Annotated in this window: 24 protein-coding genes; 12 read left to right on the plus strand and 12 right to left on the minus strand. The window is 60.6% G+C overall.

What is annotated here, in order from left to right; all coding sequences use genetic code 11:
- Positions 1–28 precede the first annotated feature (28 nt).
- The 7 genes from HU773_RS14600 (at position 29) to fapF (ending at position 6,077) form a co-directional block, all read left to right on the plus strand.
- A complete protein-coding gene (locus HU773_RS14600; protein ID WP_057959432.1) occupies positions 29–1,027 on the plus strand; it encodes a FecR family protein in 999 nt (332 codons plus the stop codon).
- 344 nt (positions 1,028–1,371) lie between these two features.
- Positions 1,372–1,833 (plus strand): fibril amyloid chaperone protein FapA, encoded by a 462-nt coding sequence (fapA, locus tag HU773_RS14605; protein ID WP_057959431.1) that lies wholly within the window; start codon positions 1,372–1,374, stop codon positions 1,831–1,833.
- Positions 1,830–2,384: a fibril amyloid subunit FapB gene (gene fapB, locus HU773_RS14610; RefSeq protein ID WP_057436711.1), complete on the plus strand. Its 555-nt coding sequence runs from the start codon at positions 1,830–1,832 to the stop codon at positions 2,382–2,384. The genes fapA and fapB overlap by 4 nt, the downstream gene beginning before the upstream one ends.
- A gap of 68 nt (positions 2,385–2,452) precedes the next feature.
- Entirely contained in the window at positions 2,453–3,211 is a 759-nt protein-coding gene (fapC, locus tag HU773_RS14615; RefSeq protein WP_057959430.1) for an amyloid-like fimbrin subunit FapC, read from the plus strand.
- A gap of 65 nt (positions 3,212–3,276) precedes the next feature.
- On the plus strand, positions 3,277–3,957 hold the full coding sequence (fapD, locus tag HU773_RS14620) for a fibril amyloid maturation endopeptidase FapD (protein WP_186625415.1): 681 nt from the start codon (positions 3,277–3,279) through the stop codon (positions 3,955–3,957).
- Between the two features lie 37 nt (positions 3,958–3,994).
- Positions 3,995–4,741: a fibril amyloid subunit FapE gene (gene fapE / locus HU773_RS14625; protein WP_057959429.1), complete on the plus strand. Its 747-nt coding sequence runs from the start codon at positions 3,995–3,997 to the stop codon at positions 4,739–4,741.
- Positions 4,742–4,790: 49 nt separating this feature from the next.
- Positions 4,791–6,077: a fibril amyloid transporter FapF gene (gene fapF / locus HU773_RS14630; RefSeq protein WP_120733208.1), complete on the plus strand. Its 1,287-nt coding sequence runs from the start codon at positions 4,791–4,793 to the stop codon at positions 6,075–6,077.
- Positions 6,078–6,160: 83 nt separating this feature from the next.
- On the opposite strand, the gene HU773_RS14635 is transcribed toward fapF, so the two are convergent.
- The gene (locus HU773_RS14635; RefSeq protein WP_057959427.1) at positions 6,161–7,486 is read right to left on the minus strand and encodes a sigma-54 dependent transcriptional regulator; all 1,326 of its coding nucleotides are present in this window, start codon (positions 7,484–7,486) and stop codon (positions 6,161–6,163) included.
- 340 nt (positions 7,487–7,826) lie between these two features.
- Here HU773_RS14635 and HU773_RS14640 point away from each other — a divergent pair, with 340 nt between their 5' ends.
- Complete coding sequence (locus HU773_RS14640; protein ID WP_032861167.1) at positions 7,827–8,093, plus strand: hypothetical protein; 267 nt, start codon at positions 7,827–7,829, stop codon at positions 8,091–8,093.
- Positions 8,094–8,275: 182 nt separating this feature from the next.
- Here HU773_RS14640 and HU773_RS14645 read toward each other — a convergent pair whose 3' ends face one another.
- The 3 genes from HU773_RS14645 to gnd are packed head-to-tail and all read right to left on the minus strand — an operon-like array spanning position 8,276 to position 11,597.
- Positions 8,276–9,100, minus strand: a complete 825-nt coding sequence (locus tag HU773_RS14645; protein ID WP_057959426.1) for a Cof-type HAD-IIB family hydrolase — start codon at positions 9,098–9,100, stop codon at positions 8,276–8,278.
- Positions 9,097–10,620, minus strand: coding sequence for a glucose-6-phosphate dehydrogenase (zwf, locus tag HU773_RS14650; protein ID WP_057959425.1), 1,524 nt, complete (start codon positions 10,618–10,620; stop codon positions 9,097–9,099). Before zwf ends, HU773_RS14645 begins: the two co-directional genes overlap by 4 nt.
- Positions 10,617–11,597, minus strand: a complete 981-nt coding sequence (gene gnd / locus HU773_RS14655) for a phosphogluconate dehydrogenase (NAD(+)-dependent, decarboxylating) (RefSeq protein WP_057959424.1) — start codon at positions 11,595–11,597, stop codon at positions 10,617–10,619. Before gnd ends, zwf begins: the two co-directional genes overlap by 4 nt.
- Positions 11,598–11,875: 278 nt before the next feature.
- On the opposite strand from gnd, the gene HU773_RS14660 reads away from it, so the two are divergent.
- From HU773_RS14660 to HU773_RS14670, 3 genes are all read left to right on the plus strand, one after another.
- Positions 11,876–12,025 (plus strand): DUF6026 family protein, encoded by a 150-nt coding sequence (locus HU773_RS14660; protein WP_220172963.1) that lies wholly within the window; start codon positions 11,876–11,878, stop codon positions 12,023–12,025.
- Positions 12,026–12,130: 105 nt separating this feature from the next.
- Positions 12,131–13,864: a phosphoethanolamine transferase CptA gene (locus HU773_RS14665; RefSeq protein ID WP_057959423.1), complete on the plus strand. Its 1,734-nt coding sequence runs from the start codon at positions 12,131–12,133 to the stop codon at positions 13,862–13,864.
- A gap of 150 nt (positions 13,865–14,014) precedes the next feature.
- Complete coding sequence (locus HU773_RS14670; protein WP_057959422.1) at positions 14,015–14,236, plus strand: hypothetical protein; 222 nt, start codon at positions 14,015–14,017, stop codon at positions 14,234–14,236.
- A 123-nt stretch (positions 14,237–14,359) separates the two neighbouring features.
- On the opposite strand, the gene HU773_RS14675 is transcribed toward HU773_RS14670, so the two are convergent.
- The 8 genes from HU773_RS14675 to HU773_RS14710 form a co-directional block, all read right to left on the minus strand.
- Positions 14,360–14,851, minus strand: coding sequence for a GNAT family N-acetyltransferase (locus HU773_RS14675; protein WP_057436733.1), 492 nt, complete (start codon positions 14,849–14,851; stop codon positions 14,360–14,362).
- Between the two features lie 150 nt (positions 14,852–15,001).
- Positions 15,002–16,108: a cell division protein ZapE gene (gene zapE / locus HU773_RS14680; protein WP_057959421.1), complete on the minus strand. Its 1,107-nt coding sequence runs from the start codon at positions 16,106–16,108 to the stop codon at positions 15,002–15,004.
- Positions 16,105–18,762 carry an aminopeptidase N gene (gene pepN / locus HU773_RS14685; RefSeq protein WP_186625416.1) on the minus strand — a complete coding sequence of 886 codons (2,658 nt, stop codon included), beginning with the start codon at positions 18,760–18,762 and terminating at the stop codon, positions 16,105–16,107. The genes zapE and pepN overlap by 4 nt, the downstream gene beginning before the upstream one ends.
- Positions 18,763–18,775: 13 nt before the next feature.
- Positions 18,776–19,606, minus strand: a complete 831-nt coding sequence (locus tag HU773_RS14690) for a DUF2797 domain-containing protein (protein WP_186625418.1) — start codon at positions 19,604–19,606, stop codon at positions 18,776–18,778.
- Positions 19,603–19,863, minus strand: a complete 261-nt coding sequence (locus tag HU773_RS14695) for a YeaC family protein (RefSeq protein WP_057436741.1) — start codon at positions 19,861–19,863, stop codon at positions 19,603–19,605. Before HU773_RS14695 ends, HU773_RS14690 begins: the two co-directional genes overlap by 4 nt.
- Positions 19,864–19,893: 30 nt before the next feature.
- On the minus strand, positions 19,894–20,763 hold the full coding sequence (locus HU773_RS14700; protein WP_115128297.1) for a rhomboid family intramembrane serine protease: 870 nt from the start codon (positions 20,761–20,763) through the stop codon (positions 19,894–19,896).
- Positions 20,756–21,733 (minus strand): metallophosphoesterase, encoded by a 978-nt coding sequence (locus tag HU773_RS14705; RefSeq protein WP_164844814.1) that lies wholly within the window; start codon positions 21,731–21,733, stop codon positions 20,756–20,758. Before HU773_RS14705 ends, HU773_RS14700 begins: the two co-directional genes overlap by 8 nt.
- Entirely contained in the window at positions 21,730–22,620 is an 891-nt protein-coding gene (locus HU773_RS14710; RefSeq protein ID WP_010210870.1) for an NAD(+) kinase, read from the minus strand. The genes HU773_RS14705 and HU773_RS14710 overlap by 4 nt, the downstream gene beginning before the upstream one ends.
- Positions 22,621–22,774: 154 nt before the next feature.
- On the opposite strand from HU773_RS14710, the gene HU773_RS14715 reads away from it, so the two are divergent.
- Positions 22,775–23,722 (plus strand): DUF1853 family protein, encoded by a 948-nt coding sequence (locus tag HU773_RS14715; RefSeq protein WP_057959417.1) that lies wholly within the window; start codon positions 22,775–22,777, stop codon positions 23,720–23,722.
- The last annotated feature ends 102 nt before the right edge of the window (positions 23,723–23,824 follow it).

Raw genomic sequence — 23,824 nt, forward strand, 5'->3', positions numbered from 1 at the left:
TTAGAATGTAGGAAATCAGGAAGCACCAATGACCCAGCAGCCCCTTTCAGAAGCCGAATATGACGCCGTCACCGATGCTGCCGCGCATTGGTGTATGCGCCTGCATGCTTTTGATTGCACGGCGGCCGAACGCCAGGCGTTCGAAGAGTGGCACGACGCGCATCCCCTGCATGCTTTCGAATATGCGGCCATGCTGGAAATCTGGGATGTGGCCGACCATTTGCCACGCAGCAACGTGCCCTCCCCGCCCCCGGTGCAGGTCCCGCCACCCAGCCGCTGGCGCACCTATGCAGTGGCTGCCGCCATCTCGTTGATGGCCCTGCCCCTGGCCGCTTTCACGGGCTGGGAAGCGGGTTGGCTGCCCAGTTCCTATGAGCATTACCTCGCCGAAGGCGGCTTGCGCCAGGTGACCCTGGCCGATGGCAGCGAAGTGGAACTGAACCTGGGTACCGAGTTGGTCTACAGCAACTATAAAGATGAGCGCCGGGCCACCCTGAAAAAAGGTGAAGCGTTCTTTAAGGTCAGCCATGACCGCGAACACCCGTTTGTGGTGCGCGCCGGTACCGGGCAGATCCGAGTGACAGGCACCCAGTTCAACGTCTGGAAATACGACGACCAGGTGCGGGTCATGTTGCTGGAGGGTTCGGTGAAGATCAGCAGCGATGCCAGCCACAGCGGCGTGAGCCTCACTCCCGGAATGCAGGCCAGTTACCACGGGGGCGATGCGCAACCACAGCTACAGGCATTCAACCCCCATGATCCGGCGCTGGCCTGGCGCACCGGCAAGTTGATCCTCGACAACCTGGCACTGGTGGATGCCCTGCCCCTGATCAACCGTTACCTGAGCAAACCGGTGATGCTGGCCGATACCGGTACCGGCAATATCCGTATTGGCGGGATCTACGATATCCATGAAGTCACCCACCTGGTGTCGTCCCTGCCCAAGGTACTGCCGGTCTACCTGACCCAGAACCAGGATGGCAACACCGTCCTCAACTCGATACCGCGCAAAGTCCCCAAGACCTGACCTTCGCCAAGGCAGCACGGCGTGCATTGCCGGGCAACTGTGCGCGCCGCACTGTCCACTTTTGAAACACCCATCACCGCGCAACGCCCCTCTGGCTGTGGATTCATCGGTTCGTCATCAATAGTGTTGCATTGCTGAAACACCCTCTTCCCCCCAGTCTGCTTATGCCAGGTACCGGTCATTCCCCGATGTCCCGTCTCAGGCCTGATACACCTCGCCCTACGCCCGCCCCGCCAGAAGCCCCAAGCCATTGAAAAACAAGTCAATATAAAAAGCGGCACAGCTCCTGCTCTATTCCTTACAGCGCTGTTTAGGGTCAGCGTCACAGAACAAGGAATGATGCCGTGGCAACTCTCAATCAAGGCTCACTGAGCCTCCTGCTGATCAGCTGTGTACTCAGCGCCAGTGTGAGCGTGCCCGCCCTCGCCGAAAACGGCGTCATCGTTACCGGGCGCAACGTCCAAGGCCATATGGCCGGGCGTTCTTCCTTCGGACCGGATCCTTATCCCACTACGGCCAATGCCAATCCTGGCGCGCAGATTCTACGCTCGACGACTAACGGCGAACTCAGCGACAACGACTTCGCAGGGGTCAGCAGTGGTTCCAGCATCACTCGATCCATCCTGCCCAATGGCACCCTCCCTGGCTTGAGCACCACCCATGGCAGCAGCGCCTCCGGGCTGGGTGCCGGCGCGGCTGCGGGCCATAGCGGTGGCAGCAGCCTCGGCGGACAGATCAGCGGGACGATTGAGCGTGGCATGGCCCCGCTGAACAACATCGGCAGCCTGATGGGAGGCCAGCAATGAAGCGCTCGTGGCTGATGCTCGCCGTGCTGGGTAGCTGCGCCGCGATGGCAGACAGCAATAACAACGCACTTATCGACAGCTCAGGCCAGCAGTACAGCGGCGTCGCTTCCATCAACCAGGCCGCTGGCAACCAGCAACAGCAGATCAATAGCCGTGCGATTACGGTCGGTGGCCAATCCACTGACGTACTGGTGCAGCGGCTCGATGGCCAGGTCGACCCGTCCCTGAATGCCAGCGCGGCGATCCAGGGTTCATCTTTCAGCAATGGCAACGGTGTACTGGGCGTCAACCAGTCGGCCGGGGCCAACAACCAGACAATCAATGCGGTGCGGATCAGCATCAACCCAGGCCCGCAAAGCATTGATGACAGCGTCCTGTCGCAACAGAACATGACGCTGCTACCAGACTCCCGATCCTCCTCTACCACTGGCAGCCGCCAGGTCGTTACCAGCGACCAGGCCTTCACCGGCAGCCGTGGAGTGGTACAGGTGAATCAGAGTGCAGGGGTGGGGAACCGCATGGCTAACACCCTCGGTATCACTATCAAGTAACTGCTTGATAGGTGTTTGTTAGGCCGTACCAACACTTAACCAACTAATTAGAAGCAAGGAGATACACCATGAAACCTACAATGGCTCTCAAACCACTGGTTTTTGCTCTGGCTGCGCTCATGGCTGTTGCTGCACAAGCGGGTAACGAAAACAAGTGGACGCCAACCCCTGCCCCTAGCGGCACCGTTGCAGCGGTTGTGACCGACTCTCAACTGAGCAAAGACAACAAGTTCGACGACACCAAAACCAACAACGACGCCTCGGCCAACCAGTCGCTGAACAACAGCGACGGTAACCTGGGCGCCAACGTTGCCGCAGGCAGCGGTAACCAACAAGACAACAGCGCAGCCATCACCAGCAGTGCTGCCAAGGATGCCCTGGCGGTTTTCGCGATCGTAGACGTCGAGCAAACATCCAAAGACAACAAGTTCACCAACAAAGGCACGCAAAACGATGCTTCGCTGAACAACTCGGCGAACAACAGCTCGGGTAACGTGGGTGTCAACGTCACCGCAGGCCAAGGCAACCAGCAGAAAAACAACCTGGCAATCGTAACCTCAGACGGCAAAAACATTGGCGCTGCGGCCGTCACCAGCCAGGAATCGTTGAACAACACCTTCCTCAACACTGCTTCGGCTGGCAAAGGCTACGGCAACTGGGGCAAGACCTACGTCAACAACGATGCCTCCATCAACCACTCGGGTAACAATGCTTCCGGCAACATCGGAATCAACGTGTCCGCGGGTTCTGGCAACCAGCAATCCAACTCCCTGTCCCTGGGCAGCGGTTGCACCCAGTGCGCAGCTGGCAGCGGCGTACGCTTCTGACCTGACGCAGAGGGCCTTGGCAACAAGGCCCTTTTCTATTCCCGTGTCCACCCGGTCATTCGATCATGCGCCTCGCGACCCTGTGCCTGCTGTTAATCCTCACCGGCCCTTCCTGGGCAGGGCAAATGGCGATTTCCGCCATGCCCGGCGGTGCGGTGATTTTCAAGAAGGTCGAGAGCATCCGCGAGCGACGGTTCGCCAACCTGGTGGAACAGAAAACCGATTTCAGCTGCGGTGCCGCAGCACTCGCCACCATCCTGCGCCAGGGCTACTGGCTGGATGTTGACGAAGAACACGTCATCAAGGGCATGCTGGTCAACGCCGACCAGGACCTGGTACGCACCCAGGGCTTTTCCATGCTGGACATGAAGCGCTACCTCGAAAGCATTGGCATGCGGGCCAGGGGCTACAAGATCGGGGCGGACACCCTGACAACGGTGAAGATTCCGGTGGTGGTGCTCCTGGATATCCGTGGCTACAAGCACTTTGTGGTGATGCAGCGCGCAGAGAAAGACTGGATCTATATCGGCGACCCGGTACTGGGTAACAAACGCTACTCGCGGGACGACTTCCTCGCCGGATGGAACGGCATCGTGTTTGCGGTGCTGGGTGAAGGCTACGACAAGGCCAACGCCCTGCTCGATCCGCCGATCCCGTTGACCGCCAAGGGCAAAATGAACGAGTTCCGGCCCGTGGGCGACGCCGAGCTGATGGACTTCGGTTTCATCCAGAGCGACTTCTTCTAGAAGCGCCATAAGGAGCAGGAAGCTCCGGGAGCAGATGATGAACACTTACCGTTGGCTGACGGTCCTGTGCCTGGCAGCCTCAATGCCCGCTTATGCAGCCTCGGCGTTCAAGCCGATTGAAATAAATGACGCTGAACTGGCCGAACTGCGCGGCCGCTTCGTCATGCCGGGGCGGATTGTCAGCTTCGGTATTGTGATGAGCACCACCTGGACCAACGCTGCAGGCGATACCAGCACCGTCAAGGCCAACATGCAGATCGACTCCTCCACCATCACGCCGCAGTTCTATGTGCAGACCACTGGCGAGACCGGCAAGGGCAGCGACCGCCCCACGGGTACCGGTACGGTCATCGGCGGCTCCGGACTGGGTACCGGCGCCGGCGTGACACAAACCGTACGCGCCGCGGGCGATGGCAATACGGCCTATAACAACGTCGGGATCAATGTCAGTGAGAACGGCCTGGCGCCCGCCAATCTGGTGCAGTCGGGCCAGGTACTGGTCGCCGGCGGTTCGATCTCTGGTAATAGCGCCGCTGGCAAGGTGAGTGTTTCTGCCAATAACGGCGGCCTGCAGATGGCGATTCAGGCCAACCATAATCAGGGCAGCGCCGTGCAGCAGATCGGCGGCGGCAATGTGCTGCAAGGCACGATTCTGCAAGGCAATAGCAACTTCGTTAATAACATGACCCAACTGAATGTCGTGCTCGGTAGCAACGGACTAAACAACGTGGCACTGAACTGCAACCTGGACCAACTCAAGGGTCTACGCACTCTCGGTTATTGAACTACGCTGACCCTCGACACTTACGCATTAGAAAAGGACGGCTTATTTCATGCATCGAACGTTATCGCTACGCGCCGTTGTTTGTTTAAGTACGCTCTTGCCGGCGAGTTTGTTGTACGCAGCGCCAGACGCCGATATCGAAACCCTCAAACAGGAACTGCTGGAACTCAAGCAACGCTACGAAGTACAGCAAAAAGCCCTGGCGGTCCTGGAGCAACGGGTGCGCCAGGTCGAGGACCAGCCCGCAGTACCCGCGCCCAAGCGCCTGGCCAAGTCACCTGCAGATTTCAAGCAAAGCGGCAGTACGGTGGCCGCCAGTGGCACCGGCGGTGCAACCGGCAGCTCCTATGGGCAGGCCCTCAAGGATGATTCGGCGCCGGCACAGAGTGTCAGCAACCTCTATAACGAGGCCAGCGGGTTCTTTGGCAATGGCAAGTTCAGCTTTGAGACGGGCATTACCTACGCTCGCTACGATGCCCGGCAATTGACCCTCAATGGTTTCCTGGCACTGGACTCGATCTTCCTCGGCAATATCAACCTGGATCGCATCAAGGCGGATAACTGGACCCTGGACATGACGGGCCGCTACAACGTCGATAACCGTTGGCAGTTCGACGTCAACGTCCCCGTGGTGTACCGCGAATCGACCTATCAGTCCGGGGGCGCCAATGGTGGCGCGGGAACAGCGACTTCAGAGGAGTCGGTCAGTCGCGACCCGACCATCGGCGACGTCAACTTCGGGGTTGCCTACAAGTTCCTCGATGAATCCCCCACCCTGCCGGACGCCGTACTCTCGGTACGGGTCAAGGCGCCGACCGGCAAGGAGCCGTTCGGTATCAAGCTGGTACGCTCGCCGTCCAACACCAACCTCTATGTGCCGGAGAACCTGCCAACCGGCAATGGCGTATGGTCGGTGACCCCGGGGATTTCCCTGGTCAAGACCTTCGATCCGGCCGTGCTGTTCGGCTCGCTCTCCTACACCCACAACTTCGAAGATTCGTTTGACGACATCAGCTCCACGGTCAACGAAAAAGTCGGCGGCAAGGTACGCCTGGGCGACAGCTTCCAGTTCGGTGTCGGCGTGGCATTTGCCTTGAACGAGCGTATGAGTATGTCGTTCTCGGTGTCTGACCTGATCCAGCGCAAGAGTAAGCTCAAACCCGACGGTGGCGACTGGCAGTCGATTGTGTCCAGTGACGCCAACGCGGGCTACTTCAACGTCGGCATGACCATTGCCGCCAGCGAAAACCTGACCATCGTGCCCAACCTGGCCATCGGCATGACAGATGACGCGCCGGACTTCACCTTCAGCCTGAAATTTCCGTACTACTTCTAAACGCGCCTACAGGGAATGGCGAGTTTGAGATAAGGAAAAGCCCCGCCGCGATAAGGGTCGCGACGGGGCTTTTTTTACCCGCCCTAGCGGATCTGGTGTTTGTGCAGTAACCGGTAGAAGGTGGGCCGGGAAACCCCCAGGACCCGGGCGGCAACACTCAGGTTGTCGCTGTGGCGGTTCAGCACATCGCACAGCGCCTGGCGTTCGGCGCGGTGCTTATAGTCTTCTAGTGTAGCCATGGGCAGCGCGATTGCCTTTTGGCTTTGCAAACCCAGGTCGGCCGCTTCGATTTGCCGCCCTTCGGCCAGGACCAGACCGCGCCGCACCCGGTTGGCCAGTTCGCGCACATTGCCCGGCCAACCATGCTTGCCCATGGCGAGCAGCGCGTCCTCGCTGAAACTGCGCGGACGGCGCCCGGTTTCCTGGCTGTAGAACCGGGAAAAATGATTGGCCAGCATCCCCACATCGCCATGGCGCTCACGCAGCGGTGCGGTGAGCACTTGCAGGACATTGAGCCGGTAGTACAAGTCTTCGCGGAAGGTGCCCTTTTCGATGGCCGCTTCCAGATCGACGTGTGTCGCGGCCAACACCCTGACATCCACCGGGATCGGCTGGCTGCCACCGACACGCTCGATATGTTTTTCCTGGAGAAAGCGCAACAGGTTGGCTTGCAACTCCATCGGCAGGTCACCGATCTCGTCGAGGAACAGGGTGCCGCCATTGGCCGCTTCGATGCGCCCGATCTTGCGTTGGTGGGCGCCGGTAAATGCACCTTTTTCATGGCCAAACAGTTCGGACTGGATCAGGTGTTCCGGAATAGCCCCGCAATTGATCGCCACGAATGGCTTGGCGTGCCGCTGGGATTGCCGGTGCAAGGTCTTGGCCACCAGTTCCTTGCCGGTGCCGCTGTCGCCACGGATCAGAATCGGCGACTCGGTAGGGGCCAGTTTCGCCAGCAGTTTGCGCAGTTCGCGGATTGGCCGGCTGTCACCCAACAGTTCATGTTCGGGCTCGGCCACATAGGCGCAGCCTTTACCCCGCAAGCGCGCCATGCCAAAGGCCCGGCCCAGGGTGACCTGGACGCGCGCCACATCGAACGGCAAGGTATGGAAGTCAAAAAACCATTCACAGACAAAGTCGCCGACATTCTGCAGGCGCAGCATCTCGGGGCTGAGCACGGCTATCCATTCGGTACCGCTGCGACTGATCAGCTCCTTGACCGCCTCGGGTCGCTCCAGGTGTTTGGGCTGGAGTCGCAATAATCCTACGTCACAGGTGCGATCGCCCAAGGCATCCAGGGCACAGCTGTCCACTGCCCATCCAGCCGCCCGCAAACCAGGCAATAACTGGTGGCAGTCGTCACAGGGATCGACCACAAGCAAGCGACGCAGGGCTGGTGTAACAACCATGACTGTTCCTTGGCGTCAAAAACATTAAAGTTATTTAGAAACAACAGTTTGGGCGAGCTGCTCATAACCCTAGCAAGATCTTGACACTACGCTTGTATCGTTTCGCGATAAAAGATCTCGGGATACGGCATTTGGCGATCAACCCGCTTTAGTGCGGCGATTTGAATCTTTCCCGGCCTTTCAAAAGCGCCGCTTACATGACGTTAATCACGAAAAGTTGAATTTTCTTGTTTTAGCATGTGACCCGTACCCCGTCATCGAGCATCAGTACAGGTACTAGCCGAACGGTAAGCCCAACCGACGGCACATCTTTTGATTGGGCACTTAGAGAGAAGACCCCATGAACGCCCCGCTCCGTATCAACGAAGCTCTTCTGATCGCAGACCGTGCTTTCCAACCCTTTCACTGCGTGGCCTGGGCCCCACAAGACGGCACTGGCGAGCTGAGCCTGACCGTGATCGACCGCACCGAAAACCGCATCGGGCGCAAACAGATTCCTTGCAGCACTTATTCCGATCCAAAACAATTGGAAACCCTGCTGCTGCAAGCCCGCGCCGAACTCAATGGCGAAGGCTATCAGCTACAGTCCTGGGCAATGCCCAAGTAAGTTAACGCAGCTACTGCGACATACCGTCGCTTCTTATATTGGCTGCAACTTGTTAAAACTATTAAACCCGTGGCGAGTGAGTTCGACCCTCGCCACGGGTTTTGCGTGCCTGCAACTTTCGTAGCGCCCTTCTTTATATAGCAGCCATGGCATGATCACTTGATCTTCCAGTGAGCCTTCAGTTACTGGCGGTGAAGGATCAACCGTTCAATGGCTTCGGCAGCACCGTCCTCGACATTGCTGCCGGTGACCAGGTTGGCCTGACGTTTGACCACCTCTTCTGCCTGCCCCATGGCAATCGACAACCCGGCCACTTCAAACATCGCCGGATCATTGCCACCATCGCCGATGGCTGCCGTCTGCTCCAGCGCCACCCCAAGGTGCGCAGCCAGGGTTTTCAGGGCATCGCCCTTGTTGGCCTTCATTGCGGTGATATCGAGATAGACCGGCTGCGAACGCGAAACCTGAGCCAAGCCTGCAACCTTGGGCTGCAAGCGCGCTTCCAGCTCGACCAGCAACTGTGCATTGGCGCTGGCGGCGACGATCTTGTCGATCCGCCCCAGGAACGGCTCGAAACTCTCCACCACGACCGGCGCATAACCGAGGCCATGCTGCTCCCGAGGCACCATCGGGCCCGAGGGGTCACGCAGCAGCCACTCACCATCGGCAAACACCCAGATTTCCACCTCCGGCTGGTCGCACAACAGTGCCAGGGTGATCAGCGCCGCCTCTGCCGGCAAGTGGTGGGCTACCAGGATGCTGCCATCCGGGTTCACCAGGGTGCCGCCGTTGAACCCCGCCGTGGGCACATCGACGCCCAGGGCTTCGATCTGCTGCAACATCGCCCTCGGCGGCCGCCCGGTGGCCAGGCTGAAAAACACCCCGGCTTCGCGCAGCGCCCGCACGGCAGCGATGGTGCGCTGGCTGAGGCTGTGATCGGGCAGCAACAAGGTGCCGTCCATATCACTCAACAAAAAACGGATGGGGTGAATCGTCTCCTCACTCATCCGAGGCTATGCCAGGCGCGGCCATCACGGGCCAGCAACGCATCCGCTGCCGCTGGGCCATCTTCCCCGGCCTTGTAAGCCTGGATGCCATCGTCCTTCTGCCAGGCATCGAGAAATGGTTGCACCGCACGCCAGCCGTTTTCGATGTTATCGGCACGCTGGAACAGGGTCTGATCGCCGGTCAGGCAATCATAAATCAGCGTCTCGTAGCCGGTGGAAGGCTGCATCTCGAAGAAGTCCTTGTAGGCAAAGCCCAGCTGGATGTTGGCCATGTCCAGGGTCGGCCCGGGCTTTTTCGCCAGCAGGTCGAACCACATGCCTTCATTGGGCTGGATCTGGATTTTCAGGTACGTCGGCTTGACCTCGTCGACTTCGGTATCGCGAAACTGGGCATAGGGCGCTGGTTTGAAGCAGATAACGATTTCGGTATCGCGCACGCTCATGCGCTTGCCGGTGCGCAGGTAGAACGGCACGCCGACCCAACGCCAGTTATCAATCATCACCTTGAGCGCAACGAAGGTTTCGGTGCTGCTGTCCGGGGCCACATTGGCCTCCTGCCGATAGCCCGGCAGCGCCTTGCCGCCGATCTCGCCGGCGGTGTACTGGCCGCGCACCGAGTTGGCCCGTGCATCCTCCAGCGACCAGGGGCGCACGGCCCCGATCACCTTGGCCTTCTCGCCACGCACCGCATCGGCGCCAAAGGCTGCCGGCGGTTCCATGGCAATCATCGCCAGCAACTGGAACAGGTGGTTGGGCACCATATCGCGCAGGGTGCCGGTGTTTTCGAAGAAACTGCCCCGGGTTTCCACACCGACCGTTTCGGCAGCGGTGATCTGCACGTGGTCAATGTAGTGGTTGTTCCAGAACGCCTCGAACAGCACGTTGGAGAAACGGCTGATCAGAATGTTCTGCACCGTTTCCTTGCCCAGGTAATGGTCGATGCGATAGATCTGCTTCTCAGTCATGACCTTGAGCAGACAGGCGTTGAGCGCCTCGGCGGTGACCAGGTCGGAGCCGAACGGCTTTTCGATGACCACGCGGCGGAAAGCCCCGGGGGTTTCCTCCAGCAGGTTGGCCCGGCCCAGGCGCTGCACCACTTCACTGAAGAAGCGCGGCGCGGTGGCCAGGTAGAACACCGCGTTGCCCGTGCCGCTGTCGGCGATTTTGCTGGCAATGTCGGCATAGGTGCCGTCATCGAGAAAATCGCCCTGCACGTAGCTGATGCCCTTGGCCAACTGGGCCCACAACTGTGGGTCCAGTGCATGTTCGGCATTCCCCTTGACCTTGCTCGCCGCTTCGGTGCGGATGAAGTCTTCGAGTTTCTTGGCGAAGTCTGCATCGCTGATAGCGTTGTGATCCACCCCGACAATCCGCAGCCCCTCACCCAGCAAGCCATCGCGACCGAGGTTGTACAGCGCCGGCATCAGCAGGCGCTTGACCAGGTCGCCATGGGCGCCGAACAGGAACAAGGTAGTGGGTGGAGCGGGTTCGGCCTTGGGTTTCTTGCCGGTGGCCGTCATTTTTTGGAAGTCTCCACATGGCCGCCAAAGCCGAAGCGCATGGCCGACAGCAGCTTGTCACCGTAAGTGCTTTGCTGGCGCGAGCGGAACCGGGCGAACAACGAGTTGGACAGCACCGGTACCGGTACCGATTGCTCCATGGCCGCTTCGATGGTCCAGCGCCCTTCGCCGCTGTCGGCCACGGAACCGGAGTAACCGTCGAGCTTGGGGTCGGTCGCCAGGGCATCGGCTGTGAGGTCGAGCAGCCAGGAGGACACAACGCTGCCGCGACGCCAGACTTCGGCGATATCGGCCACGTTCAGGTCAAAACGCTGCTCTGGCGGCAGGTTTTCCGAGTTCTTGGTCTTGAGGATGTCAAAGCCTTCGGCAAACGCCTGCATCATGCCGTACTCGATGCCGTTGTGGATCATCTTCACGAAGTGCCCGGAACCGGCAGGGCCGGCGTGGATATAGCCACGTTCGGCGCGGTCGTCGGTAGCGGTACGGTCCTTGGTGCGCGGGATATCGCCCAGGCCCGGCGCGAGGGTGGCGAAGATCGGATCCAGATGCTTGACGGTCTCGGCGTCGCCACCAATCATCATGCAGTAACCGCGCTCCAGGCCCCACACGCCACCGGAAGTGCCGACGTCGATGTAGTGCAGGCCTTTTTCCGCCAGGGCCTTGCCGCGACGTACGTCATCTTTATAGAAGGTGTTGCCGCCGTCGATGATCACATCGCCGGGTTCCATCAGTTCGCTCAGGTCGTTGATCGTGGTTTCGGTGGGCTCGCCCGCCGGTAACATGACCCAGACAGCCCGCGGCTTTTGCAGGCCCGCGACCAGGGCAGGCAGATCGGCAACGCCGGTCGCGCCCTCTTCACTCAAGCCTTTGACGAATGCTTCATTGCGGTCGTAGACCACGGTGGTATGCCCATTGAGCATCAAGCGGCGCGCAATATTCCCGCCCATGCGGCCTAGTCCGATAATCCCCAGTTGCATGTATTGATGCTCCCAACTACAAATAAAAATGTGTGACACAGTTTATAGCGCAATGACGAATTAGTCCGGCGCCAATCGCACTAGTTTCATCACAAAAAGAGGCCATCGTTTCACCATCACTGGCTGAAAAGTCACAGCGACCCTGAAAAATAAAAAAGTTCCCTTGAGCCCAAAAAGAAATCAGAATCGCCCCTGACTCCTGCCGAGGGCCTCGACTCAAGCGCTCTGGCACCGCGATACACCGGCTATTTGCGAGGTAAGCAATGCGCACAGCACAGATGACACGCCCGCCACAGACCCTCTACGTCACCGTCCGCCGTGACGAATTGCGCCAGCTGAAAGACGAACGCGAGCAGTTGCAGCAGGAAGTGATCCGTCTGCGGGCGCAGTTGCAGGCTCAGTTGGCAAACCAAGCCATTACCTGCTGAACCCCGGGTCCAACTCACAAACTTTTCACCCGCCCATCCCGATAATCCTGCGCCAGAACGCCGCCTCACGCATGGGCGGCGGCAATTATCGGGTTGGAGCGCTGCATGGCGAGCACGAAGTCTGCAAAAGGGTTTGATTGGGCCGGCCTGGGCTGGATGTTCCTGTTTTTCTGGTATTTCTCCGGTATTACCCAACTGCTGATCCAACTGACCGGCACCTCGGGCTTCAGTGGTTTCCGCCAGGCGTTCTTCATGAGTGCGCTGTGGTTGGCACCCATGCTGCTGTTCCCGCGTCGCGCCCGGCTACTCGCCGCGCTGATCGGTGTGGTGCTGTGGGCCTGTTCCATGGCCAGCCTGGGCTACTTCTTTATTTACCAGCAGGAATTTTCCCAGAGCGTCATCTTCATCATGTTCGAGTCGAACATCTCTGAAGCCGGCGAGTATGCAACGCAATACTTTGCCTGGTGGATCGTGCTGGCCTTTATTGCCCACACCGCCCTGGCCGTCTTCCTCTGGACCCGTGTGCGCCCGGTCTACCTGCCCCGGGGCCGGGCAATGGTCGCGGCGACGGCCATTGTGCTGGCGATTGTCGGCTATCCGCTGGTCAAGCAGATTGCCACCAACGACACCCTGGAACGGGCCATCGATGGCTTCGAAACCCGAGTCGAACCTGCCGTGCCGTGGCAGATGATTGTTGCCTATCGCCGCTACACCCAGCAGTTGAACAACATGCAGGGCATGCTCGACAACGTCAGCAAGATCCCGCCCCTGAGCAACTTCAAGGACAGCATGGCCGGCCAACCGTCGACCCTGGTGCTGGTGATCGGCGAGTCCACCAACCGGCAGCGCATGAGCCTCTACGGCTACCCGCGCAAGACCACGCCGGAACTGGACAAGCTGCGTGACCAATTGGATGTGTTCGACAACGTCATCACCCCGCGCCCCTACACCATCGAGGCGCTGCAACAGGTACTGACCTTTGCCGATGAAGACAATCCGGATCTGTATCTGAAGACCCCTTCCATCGTCAGCATGATGAAACAGGCTGGCTACAAGACCTTCTGGATCACCAACCAGCAGACCATGACCAAGCGCAACACCATGCTCACCACGTTCTCCGAACAGGCCGACGAGCAGGTGTACCTCAACAACAACCGTAACCAGAACGCCCGCCAGTACGATGGCGACGTGCTGGAGCCGTTCTCCAAGGCCCTGGCCGACAAGGCCGAGCGCAAGCTGATCGTGGTGCACCTGCTGGGTACCCATATGAGCTATCAGTACCGCTACCCGCCAAGCTTCGACACCTTTACCGACCGCCAGGGTGTCCCGGACGCGGTCAGTGACGACCAGCTGCCGACCTACAACAGCTATGACAACGCAGTGCGCTACAACGACTTCGTGGTGTCGAGCCTGATCAAGGACTACGCCAAGACCGACCCCAATGGTTTCCTGCTGTACCTCTCCGACCACGGCGAGGATGTGTTCGACTCGGCGGGCCATGACACCCTGGGCCGCAACGAGGGCAAGCCGACAGCCCCGATGTACACCATCCCCTTCATGACCTGGGCCTCGCCAAAGTGGCGCGCCACCCACGACTGGAACATGCAGGGCGATATACAACGGCCCTACAGCAGCTCGCAGTTGATTCATACCTGGGCCGACCTGGCCGGCTTGAGTTTCGACGAACTGGACCGCAGCCGCAGCCTGGTCAGCGACAGCTTCAAGCCACGGCCATTGCTGATCGGCGATCCCTACCAGCGTTCACAGAAGGCCTTGATCGACTTCAGCCTGATCAAGCCCAAAGCCAGTACTGCACCCCGGAGTGTGGTCCAGAAGTAAACGACCCGCGCCCCGTCCAGAGTTAACCCCTGCGGTTAACTTTGGATGTGCTTGACGTTAACCCCCACTTAATTAGCTTCCTACAGACTATTCCCATAAATCTGACCAGGGACGGTGCAGACACGATCACTTTTAATGGGAATACCTGCGATGAAACTTTCAACCTTGATGCTTGCTGGCCTGCTGGGCCTGACCTCCGCTGCCGCCTTCGCCGAAGGCGGCGCTGAGCGCGTGAAGGAGCACTTCGATAATTTCAGCTTCACCCAGAAACAAATCCACAACGACACCGAACAGACGGCGGCTGCCGACGCCAAGGGTGCTGAATCCGGGTCCACCCAACACACGCGGGATGCTGAGCAACCCAAAGGCTGATGCACGAGTAATACCCGGCACCATTATGCTCTGGTGGTGAAGGTCAATTTGGCGCCCTGTACAGGGCGCTTTTTTTTGCCTGGTCGAAACTTCCCAAGGGGAGCGCGGGAACGACCTGAGGATTTAGAGGGCCTTGCTCCAGAACAGCATGCGGCCATGGGCTGGGTCGAAGATCGAGTCATCGAAGCCAAACTTGCGGTACGACGCCTGCGCCACTGGATTACCTTCCAGCACTTCCAGGGTGATCTTGCAGCAACCGCGCTGGCGGGCGATTTCCTCGACCTTTTGCAGCATTTTCTGGCTCAGGCCCAGGCCTCGGAACGGTTCCTTGACCACCACATCATGCACGTTGACCAGCGGCCGGCAGGCAAAGGTCGAAAACCCTTCAAAACAGTTAACAAGCCCGGCCGGCTCGCCGCCAACAAAGGCCAGCACGCTGAAGGCATGGGGACGCTTGGCCAATTCCGCCGGCAATTGTTGCAGCAGGTCGGCGGACAGGGCATGGCCACCGCCCATGGGGTCTTGTGCATAGTGGTTGAGCAACAGGCCAATGGCCTCGGCGTGCACGGAGTTGCTGTAGCTGGCTTGCAGCACCAATATTTCTGCGGCTTCCATTTCCTTCCTCGATAACTGCCCGGCAGGGATGAGCTCCCCGCAAAAGCTCGATTGTAAGCGGGGTGTAGGGGTTAGATGAAGGAGATTAACTACAACTTGGCGCGGGAAAAAGCCATCAGGCAAATGATTGTGTCAGTGGGCCAATGGCCACTACTGACCAAAGCGTTGCAACTGCATTTCTTGCAAACGGCTGAGGGTGCGGCGGAACGCAAACTCCAGGTAACCCTCGGTGTACAACTCGGCCAAGGGCACCCTGGCTTCGATGTACAGCGGGACCTTGCGGTCGTAGCACTCATCCACCAGGGCGATAAACCGGCGCACACTGTCATCGTGCACCGACAACGCCGGCAGCTCGCGGTCGCCCGCCTCTACACGCTGGGCACCATCCTCGGTACCACGGGCAATCCGCCCAGGACGTGTCGAGGCGCTCAGCCCGGGCACTTCGCCGAGCAATATGGCGCTATAGCGATCACACAGCTGCATGAAATCCATGGCCGCCAGCGGTTGTTCGCACAGATCAGCGTAGCGGCACCACAACACCGTTTCGCTGGACTGCACCGTAACAATGCGCCGCGAACCGACCATAACCGGCGCCTCGCTGCAGGCTTGTCCAGCGCTCAGACGCTGGAAAACCGCAGCCAATGCTTGTGGTTGATCGACCCAGTAGCGCTGCTCGGCGGTGCCCGGATGCAAGCGGTGATCCTCACTGCCGTCTACCGCCACCACCTGCATATGGGCCTCAATCGCCTCGATAGCCGGCATGAAGCGTTCGCGGTTGAAACCGTCGGCGTACAACTGCCCGGGCGGCTGGTTGGAGGTGCAGACCATTACCACCCCTTCGTCGAACATCACCTGGAACAGGCGCCCGAGGATGATCGCGTCACCAATGTCATTGACGAACAGCTCGTCGAAACACAGCACCCGCACGTCCCCGGCCAACTCGCGGGCCAGGGCCTGCAAAGGGTCCGGGGTGCCGGTCAACTGGAACAGACGTTGATGGACCCAGCCCATGAAGTGATGGAAGTGCTGGCGCCGCGCGGGCACCCGCAGGCTCTGATGGAACTGATCCATCAGCCAGGTCTTGCCCCGCCCCACCGGCCCCCACAGATAAACGCCGGTGACCGGTGCATCGGCGCCCTGGTGCAATGCCCCATGGCAGGCCTGCAACGCCTCGACCGCCCGGCGTTGCGCGTCGTCTGCCACAAAACCATCGGCCAGGGCCCGCTGGTAGGCGGCCAGTGGTGAGTCGGCCGTCATGCGAGGCTTTTGCTGACCACCTCGAACACATCGCTGGACAGCTCGCCCGAACCACGGATGCGCTCCAGCTCAGCCTTCATCAGCGCCTGACGGGCGCTGTTGTATTTGCGCCAGCGGGTCAGTGGCGCCAACTGCCGCGAGGCGATCTGCGGGTTGAAGGCATTCAGCTCGATCACCAGGTCCGCCAGGAAGCGATAGCCCGAGCCATCGGCTGCATGGAAGTTGATCAGGTTCTGCCCGGCAAAGGCGCCGACCAGCGCGCGCACCTTGTTCGGGTTCTTGATATTGAACGCCGGGTGCTGCATCAGGGCCTTGACCCGTGCAAGCCCGCCCGGCAACACGCTCCCGGCCTGGACGCTGAACCATTGGTCCATGACCAGGGGGTTGTCCTTGAAGTTCTCGGCAAACACTTGCAGGGCCTTGGCCTTCTCGGCATCGAACGGCGAGTTGACCAGCACCGCCAATGCCGTCAGGCGTTCGGTCATGTTGTCACACGCGTCGAACTGCTCCAGGGTCGCCGCCAGTACTTCGGGCTTGCCGCTGAGCATCAGGTACGACAGCGCGATGTTCTGCAGGGCGCGGCGCGCGAAGTGCTCGGCCGACGCCACGTAGGGCGTGTTGCGCGACAGGTCGCGGTTGGCCTGGTAGCGCAGCCAAAGGCCTTCGAACAGGTTATCGGCCAACTGCTTGCGCGCAAACTCGCGTGCAGCGTGGATCGCATCGACGTCAGCCACTTCGCTGATTTCGGTCAGGTAGGCTTCACCCGGCAACGACAACATTTCCGCGACCATGGCCTGGTCCAGGCTTTCGTCGCTCAACACGCTGCGCAGCGCATTGACCAGCCGTTGATCCAGCACCAAGGCCTGGCCCTGCTGGTGTTGGCTGATCAGGTCCTGCAACACCTGCACCGCCAGTTGCTGGCCCGCCTCCCAACGGTTGAAGCCGTCACTGTCGTGCTGCATCAGGAACATCAACTGGTCACGGCTGTAGGGGAAGCTCAGCTTCACCGGCGCCGAGAAGCCACGCAGCAGCGACGGCAAGGGTTGTTCAGGGATATCGACGAAGGTGAACGTCTGCTCGGCCTCAGTCACCGACAACACTCGCGAGGTGCCCTGCGCCGCCGCTTCACCGGCCAGACGCAACGGCAAGTCGGCCCCATTGGCGTCCAGCAGGCCCAGGGCCACCGGAATCACGAATGGCAGTTTTTCTACGTTGTCCGGGGTTTGCGGGCAACTCTGGCGCAAGGTCAGGCTGTAGGTCTTGGCGGTAGCGTCGTAGGACTCGCTCACTAGCAGGCGTGGCGTGCCGGCCTGGCTGTACCAGCGTTTGAACTGGGTCAGGTCGGCACCGTTGGCGTCTTCCATGGCCTTGATAAAGTCATCACAGGTCACGGCCTGGCCGTCGTGGCGTTCAAAGTACAGGTCACTGCCTTTGCGAAAGCCCTCGGCGCCGAGCAAGGTGTGGATCATCCCGACCACTTCCGAACCCTTTTCGTACACGGTCAGGGTGTAGAAGTTGGAGATTTCGATAAAGCTGTCCGGGCGCACAGCGTGGGCCATCGGCCCTGCATCTTCGGCGAATTGGTGGGTGCGCAGGTAGGCCACATCCTGTATACGCTTGACGGTGGCCGAGTTCATATCCGCAGAGAAGTGCGAATCGCGGAACACCGTAAAGCCTTCCTTGAGCGACAGCTGGAACCAGTCGCGGCAGGTCACGCGGTTGCCCGACCAGTTGTGGAAGTATTCGTGGGCGACGATGGCCTCGACGCGCTGATGCGCGGCATCGGTCGCGGTTTCGGCACGGGCCAGCACGGCGCTGGAGTTGAAAATGTTCAGGCCCTTGTTTTCCATGGCGCCCATGTTGAAGTCGTTGACGGCGACGATCATGAAAATATCCAGGTCGTATTCGCGACCATAGACCTCTTCATCCCAACGCATGGACTTCTTCAGGCTGTTCATGGCGTGCTGGCACTTGTCGATGTTTTCCGGCTCGACATAGATGCGCAACGCGACGGTGCGCTGGCTCATGGTGGTGAAGGTGTCTTCGACGCACCACAGGTCGCCAGCCACCAGGGCGAACAGGTAGGCCGGCTTCTTGAACGGGTCTTCCCAGGTCGCCCAGTGCCGACCGTCTTCGCCGGGGCCGCTGGCAATCGGGTTGCCGTTGGACAGCAGCACCGGATAGCTGTGCTGCTCGGCGATCACCGTGGTGGTGAACGTGCTCATCACGTCCGGGCGGTCAAGGTAGTAGGTGATCTTGCGGAAGCCCTCGGCCTCGCATTGGGTACAGAACATGCCACCGGACTTGTACAAGCCTTCCAGGGCGGTGTTGGTTTGCGGGTGGATGCGCACGCTGGTGTCGACCGTGAAGCTGTCACTGGTCGGCTGCAACGTCAGGTGGCTGTCGCTCAATTGGTAGTCGGTGGCGCTCAGTTCCTGGTCACCCAGGGCCACGCTCAGCAATTCCAACTGCTGGCCATCGAGCACCAGCGGCGGCAGGCCGTTGCCGCGCTGGGGGTTGCGGCGCATCACCAGCTGCGCGTGGACCAGGCTATGGTCCTCGAACAACTCGAAGGTCAGGTGAGTCTCGTCGATCAGGTACTCGGGCGCCTGATAGTCCTTCAGGTAAATCATCTTCGGTTGTTCGGTGCGCATGCGTGAAATCCTTCTACTGATGCACGGCGAGCTGGTAAGCCGTGTATTTACGAATATTGATAACGCCGGTATCGAAGATCAGGTATTGGCCCTTGATCCCCAGCAGCGTGCCTTCGGCAATCGGGTTCTTGTCCAGGTTGAAACTGACGATCTTGGCTGGATATTGCTCCACCGGGTAGCGGATTTCGAGGGGCTCGATATCGGTTACCGGTTGGATGGCCTGCAGGCCAAAGCGTTCCTGCAATTGCAGCAGGCCGTCGGCGCAGGAGACAAACAGCTCGTCGCGTACCTGCGCAAGGTCTACCGCTGCCGCGTCGCCCTTGAGCAAGGCGCGCCAATTGGTCTTGTCGGCGACCTGGCTGCGCAGCACATCTTCGACAAAGCCCGATTGCTGGCGCGTGGCCACGCGCATGATCGGCAATGCCTGGCTCGCGCCCTGGTCCAGCCAGCGCGTGGGCAACTGGGTGGCGCGGGTGATGCCGACCTTGATCCCCGACGAGTTCGCCAGGTACACCACATGGTCGGTCATGCAGAATTTCTCGCCCCAGGCCGGATCGCGGCAAGTGCCGGCATCGAAATGGCAGCGCTCGGGGCTCATGATGCACAGGTCGCACTGGGCCAGCTTGGTCATGCACGGGTAGCAAAAACCCTGGCTGAAGCTGGTCTTGGTCTTGCGTCCGCAATGGGTGCAGTGGATCGCACCGAGGTATTCCAGGCGTATATGAGTGCCAATCAACGGGTTGACCGGCACCTCGGTGTCGCCCAGGCGAAAAGCGTATTGAACGGTCGGCGAACCCAGTTGCGCCGACATCTTGCTGACTGCACCACGGCCAATCTCAATCAATGGATGGCATCCGACTTGAACAGGATGTTTTCCACCGGGGTCGACTTCGATTGGCATTCCTGCGGGCCCATATAGCCGGTGCGCTGGTCTTCCGGCAGGTTTTGCAGCTCCCAGGCGATCATGGCCTGCAACGACAGCTCGCGCTGTTCGGCAGTGAGCTTGCGGCCGTCGGCCCATTTACCGATTTCCACGGCGAGCTTGAGGCTCTGGTAGATATCCGGGGTGATGTTTTCGATCATTTCAGCAAAAGAGGACATAAGACTCTTCCTTCAATAATGGGCAGAGATTCAAGCGTTACGTTTATGGCGGCTGTACAACCCGCCGAGCAAACCGGTGATGCAACCCGCCACCAGGCCGCCGACATGGGCCGCATTGGCGATTTCGCCGAAGCCGATCATCGAGACCAGGCCCGACAGGCACAGCACCAGCCACACCAGCATCATCACCAGCACGCCGCGCGGCAGGCGATACGCCGGGTTGGGCGCAAGCAATTGGTAGATCCAGCAATGGCCGAGCAAGCCGTACAACACGCCGGACAGACCACCGAACAGGCCGGGCCCGCCAAAGGTGTATTGCGCATAGTTGGAGGCCAGGCTGAACAGCATCGTCAGGCCCAGCAGGTTGATACTGCCCTGGCGCGCCTCGATGCGCCGCCCCAGCTCCCAGTACCACATGCCGTTCATGGCCAGGTGCAGGATGCCGAAGTGGATCAGCATCGGCGTGATCAACCGCCACCACTGCCCTGCCGCCAGGCTGTCGGCCAGGGGCGTGAAATACAGGTACTCACCGGCCACGTGGAAATTCAGGAACGTCAGCCAGCTCATGGCTTGCAAGTTGTCGCCGAGCATCGTGACCGCAGCGACGACCAGGCTCAGCAGCAACACACCCGCGGTCAGCGGGCTGTGGCGCAGTTGCTGGAGGAAGCCGGGGCGCTTGGCTACCGGTTCCTGGGGAATATCCAGCTGCTGGTCCGGATCGCCGGCCGGGAAACGCTGATATAGACTGCGCACGTCTTCGCTGATCGCGTCCGGCACCCACAGCACCTGCTCGCCGGCCTCTTCACTGACGCGATGGGGCACCTGCATGCGCTGCAACAGTTTGACGAAGCCAGCCAGGTCGACCGTCAGCGGCAAGCGTAAAACGGCCACGTTACTCATGAATCACCTCAGGGCGCTCGACATCGACCCACACGAACTTGTTGGGGTCCAGGCAGGTTTCCTGATCCAGGCGATACGCCACCAGCTTGCCGTAGAGCACTGCGCTGTAGTCCAGGCAGGCCAGGTTCGAGCGGATCGGCGCCGGTTTGCCGCTGCGCCAGTAATGGCCGACAAACAGCAAGGGTTCATCGACGCCATAGCGCAACAGGGAGTTTTTCTCGGTCGAAGACAACGGCGTACGGGCCACCGGATCGGGCAAGGCATCGGGTTGGAACACGATATCGCCGTAGGTCTTCGGGTCGTCTTCCCAGAACTTGGTGCGAAAGAACGAACGGGTCAGGCCATCGCCGCCGGTCAGCGTCAGGCCGTCCGGCAGGCGCATATCGGTGCCGCGCAGCAGGCGATCGAAGGCGTTGCAGGCAAAACTGCCCGGCACCGCCGCCGCCTGCAGGAAATGCTCGTCGATGCAGCCGTCGGGGAATTGCCGGCGCAGCGGTTCGATCAACCCCGAATCCCAGCAGGCGTGCACCACGCGGAAACGCCCGGCATCGACAAACAACGGCATGTCGTAGAACCAGCCGAGGAAGTCATGCCAGTCGCCGGGGTGGTGTTCGAACTGGGTCAGGGTCTCGTGGATCAGCCGCGCGTGGCGTGGCGAATGTTCGCGCACGTACTGCTTGCCACTGCCGGGCGGCGCCAGGGTGCTCCAGCCCAGGGCGTTGAACTCGTGGTTGCCCATGATGCACAGCGCCTGGCCGGCTTCGACCATGTCGTGGACGATATGCAGCGCCTCACGGATGCGCGGGCCACGGTCGATGATATCGCCGAGGAACACCGCCATGCGTGATGGGTGGCGCCAGACGCCGCCCTGCTTGTGGTAACCCATCTGGTCGAGCAGGTGCTCAAGGGTATGAGCGCAACCGTGCACGTCACCAATCAGGTCGTAGCTACGCGCGGGATCGAGCATCAGTCGCCTCCACCCCCCAAGCGGCTGCCCCAGCCCAGCTTGGTGCGGCACACTTCGTAGTAGTTGTGATCCAGTGGGTGGATCAACCGCAGCTTCTGCGCCTTTTTGCTCACGGTGATGGTGTCACCGGGGGCGCAGGTGAAGTGGTTCTGCCCGTCACAGGAAACTTGCGGGTAGATCTGCATGTCTTTGGAGACCACGATTTTCAACTCACTGTTGCCATCGACCACAATCGGTCGGCTAGACAACATATGGGGGTACATCGGCACGATCACAATGGCATCCAGCTTGGGATGCATGATCGGCCCGCCGGCCGACAGCGCATAGGCCGTGGACCCGGTGGGCGTGGCGACAATCAGGCCGTCGGCCTTCTGGCTGCAGACGAACTGGCCGTCGATATACAGCTCGAACTCGATCATCCGCGTCGACTTGCCGGGGTGCAGCACCACATCGTTGAGGGCATCGCCCTGGCCGATGGCTTCGCCATGGCGGCGCACTTCGGCTTGCAGCAGGAAGCGGTTTTCCACCAGGTAGTGGCCGTCCAGCACCTTGGCCACTTCAACTTCCAGGTCGTCGGGGCGGATATCGGTGAGGAACCCCAGGCTGCCCCGGTTGATCCCCAGTACCGGCACGTTATGCCGCGCCAGGGCCCGGGCGGCGCCCAGCAGGCTGCCGTCGCCGCCGACCACAATCACCATGTCGCAGACTTCACCGAGCATTTTGCGCGACGAGGTCTGCAGGCCGTGGCCCGGCAGAATCTCGGCGATGGTGTCTTCGAGGATCACATGCAGGTGGCGCTCAAGCAGAAACTTTTTCAGCCGGCGGACCGTGTCCAGAACCTGGGTACTGCCCAGGCGACCGATGATGCCGATATTGCGAAATTGCTCCATGGGGCTCCTGCAGGGTTTGGGTCTGGCAAAAAGAACGATTATGGGCGAAAGGCCGCATTAGACAAAATCCTTTGTCGCCCCAGGCCCCAGACGACAACGGTTCTCAACACTTCCAGGGGGCACGCGGCGAGTAGGAAACAGCTATGCTCGGACCATGAATCCGTTTCCCGACCTGCAGCCTCTGCCCCGTCAATTGCGTCATCCCGCAGTGCGGGATCTGGCGTGGGTGATCCTCGCCCCGCCGATGCTCGCGCAGACGCCCTGGCCACAACGTCACCCCCTGGCCGGCAGTGACTGGGTGCAGCAGCCTGCGGCCCTGGAGCAATGGCTCAGGCGCCTGGACCAGGACAGCAGCGCCCTGCTGCATTGGCTGAGCCTGGCACGCACCCGGCGCCTGGGCCTGTATTACGAACGCCTGTGGCAATTTGCCGTGCAGCACGCCCCTGGCGTGGAGTTGCTGGCGGCCAACCTGCCGATCCGCCAGGCCGGGCACACCCTGGGTGAGCTGGACATGCTGCTGCGCGACCGTGACGGCGTGCATCATCTGGAGTTGGCGATCAAGCTTTACCTCGGCCCCCAGGACGGCAACGGCCAGGACACCGCGCAATGGCTGGGCCCGGGTTGTCACGACCGCCTGGATCGCAAGCTGGCGCATCTGGCAGACCACCAACTGCCCATCTCGGCCAGGGCGCAAAGCCGGGAGGTGCTGGCGACGCTGGATATCCAGGAGTTCACCGCCCATCTGTGGCTCGGCGGCTACCTGTTGTACCCCTGGCCCGGCGAGGCCGCCCCGCCTTTCGGCGCCCACCCCCAGCATTTGCGCGGGCGCTGGTTGCATCAGCGCGATTGGCAGGACTTTATCCAGGCCAGCCCGCCGGGCCGCTGGCAGCCCCTGCCGCGCCATGCCTGGCTGGCGCCGGCGCATTACCCGGCGGAAGAAATCTGGAGTGAAGAGCAGATGCAGCACTGGTTGGTCGACCTTGACCCGATGGCGCCGGCGCAATTGTTGGTGCGCATGATGCAGAACGGCGGGGATTGGGAGGAAGCGGAGCGGCTGTTTCTGGTGGCGGATCTTTGGCCGAATGTGCCGGGGGCTAGCTGATCGTTTTGCGGTGGGTTTGAGGGCCTTGTCGCAGGCAAGCCAGCTCCCACATTCAAGCGCATTCCAAAGGATGTACGCGGCCAAATGTGGGAGCGGACTTGC

It is taken from the genome of Pseudomonas shahriarae (genome assembly GCF_014268455.2).
GTDB lineage: Bacteria > Pseudomonadota > Gammaproteobacteria > Pseudomonadales > Pseudomonadaceae > Aquipseudomonas > Aquipseudomonas shahriarae.

Excerpts from the sequence above, each read along its gene's own strand:
- fapE (WP_057959429.1), top strand. The coding sequence starts at position 3,995 with ATGAACACTTACCGTTGGCTGACGGTCCTGTGCCTGGCAGCCTCAATG.
- zwf (WP_057959425.1), bottom strand. The coding sequence starts at position 10,620 with ATGACGGCCACCGGCAAGAAACCCAAGGCCGAACCCGCTCCACCCACT.
- pepN (WP_186625416.1), bottom strand. The coding sequence starts at position 18,762 with ATGCGCACCGAACAACCGAAGATGATTTACCTGAAGGACTATCAGGCG.
- HU773_RS14600 (WP_057959432.1), top strand. The coding sequence starts at position 29 with ATGACCCAGCAGCCCCTTTCAGAAGCCGAATATGACGCCGTCACCGAT.
- fapD (WP_186625415.1), top strand. The coding sequence starts at position 3,277 with ATGCGCCTCGCGACCCTGTGCCTGCTGTTAATCCTCACCGGCCCTTCC.
- HU773_RS14665 (WP_057959423.1), top strand. The coding sequence starts at position 12,131 with ATGGCGAGCACGAAGTCTGCAAAAGGGTTTGATTGGGCCGGCCTGGGC.
- fapC (WP_057959430.1), top strand. The coding sequence starts at position 2,453 with ATGAAACCTACAATGGCTCTCAAACCACTGGTTTTTGCTCTGGCTGCG.
- HU773_RS14645 (WP_057959426.1), bottom strand. The coding sequence starts at position 9,100 with ATGAGTGAGGAGACGATTCACCCCATCCGTTTTTTGTTGAGTGATATG.
- HU773_RS14640 (WP_032861167.1), top strand. The coding sequence starts at position 7,827 with ATGAACGCCCCGCTCCGTATCAACGAAGCTCTTCTGATCGCAGACCGT.
- HU773_RS14700 (WP_115128297.1), bottom strand. The coding sequence starts at position 20,763 with ATGAGTAACGTGGCCGTTTTACGCTTGCCGCTGACGGTCGACCTGGCT.
- fapF (WP_120733208.1), top strand. The coding sequence starts at position 4,791 with ATGCATCGAACGTTATCGCTACGCGCCGTTGTTTGTTTAAGTACGCTC.
- HU773_RS14660 (WP_220172963.1), top strand. The coding sequence starts at position 11,876 with ATGACACGCCCGCCACAGACCCTCTACGTCACCGTCCGCCGTGACGAA.
- HU773_RS14710 (WP_010210870.1), bottom strand. The coding sequence starts at position 22,620 with ATGGAGCAATTTCGCAATATCGGCATCATCGGTCGCCTGGGCAGTACC.
- fapB (WP_057436711.1), top strand. The coding sequence starts at position 1,830 with ATGAAGCGCTCGTGGCTGATGCTCGCCGTGCTGGGTAGCTGCGCCGCG.
- zapE (WP_057959421.1), bottom strand. The coding sequence starts at position 16,108 with ATGACGGCCGACTCACCACTGGCCGCCTACCAGCGGGCCCTGGCCGAT.
- HU773_RS14670 (WP_057959422.1), top strand. The coding sequence starts at position 14,015 with ATGAAACTTTCAACCTTGATGCTTGCTGGCCTGCTGGGCCTGACCTCC.
- gnd (WP_057959424.1), bottom strand. The coding sequence starts at position 11,597 with ATGCAACTGGGGATTATCGGACTAGGCCGCATGGGCGGGAATATTGCG.
- HU773_RS14715 (WP_057959417.1), top strand. The coding sequence starts at position 22,775 with ATGAATCCGTTTCCCGACCTGCAGCCTCTGCCCCGTCAATTGCGTCAT.
- HU773_RS14695 (WP_057436741.1), bottom strand. The coding sequence starts at position 19,863 with ATGTCCTCTTTTGCTGAAATGATCGAAAACATCACCCCGGATATCTAC.
- HU773_RS14635 (WP_057959427.1), bottom strand. The coding sequence starts at position 7,486 with ATGGTTGTTACACCAGCCCTGCGTCGCTTGCTTGTGGTCGATCCCTGT.
- HU773_RS14675 (WP_057436733.1), bottom strand. The coding sequence starts at position 14,851 with ATGGAAGCCGCAGAAATATTGGTGCTGCAAGCCAGCTACAGCAACTCC.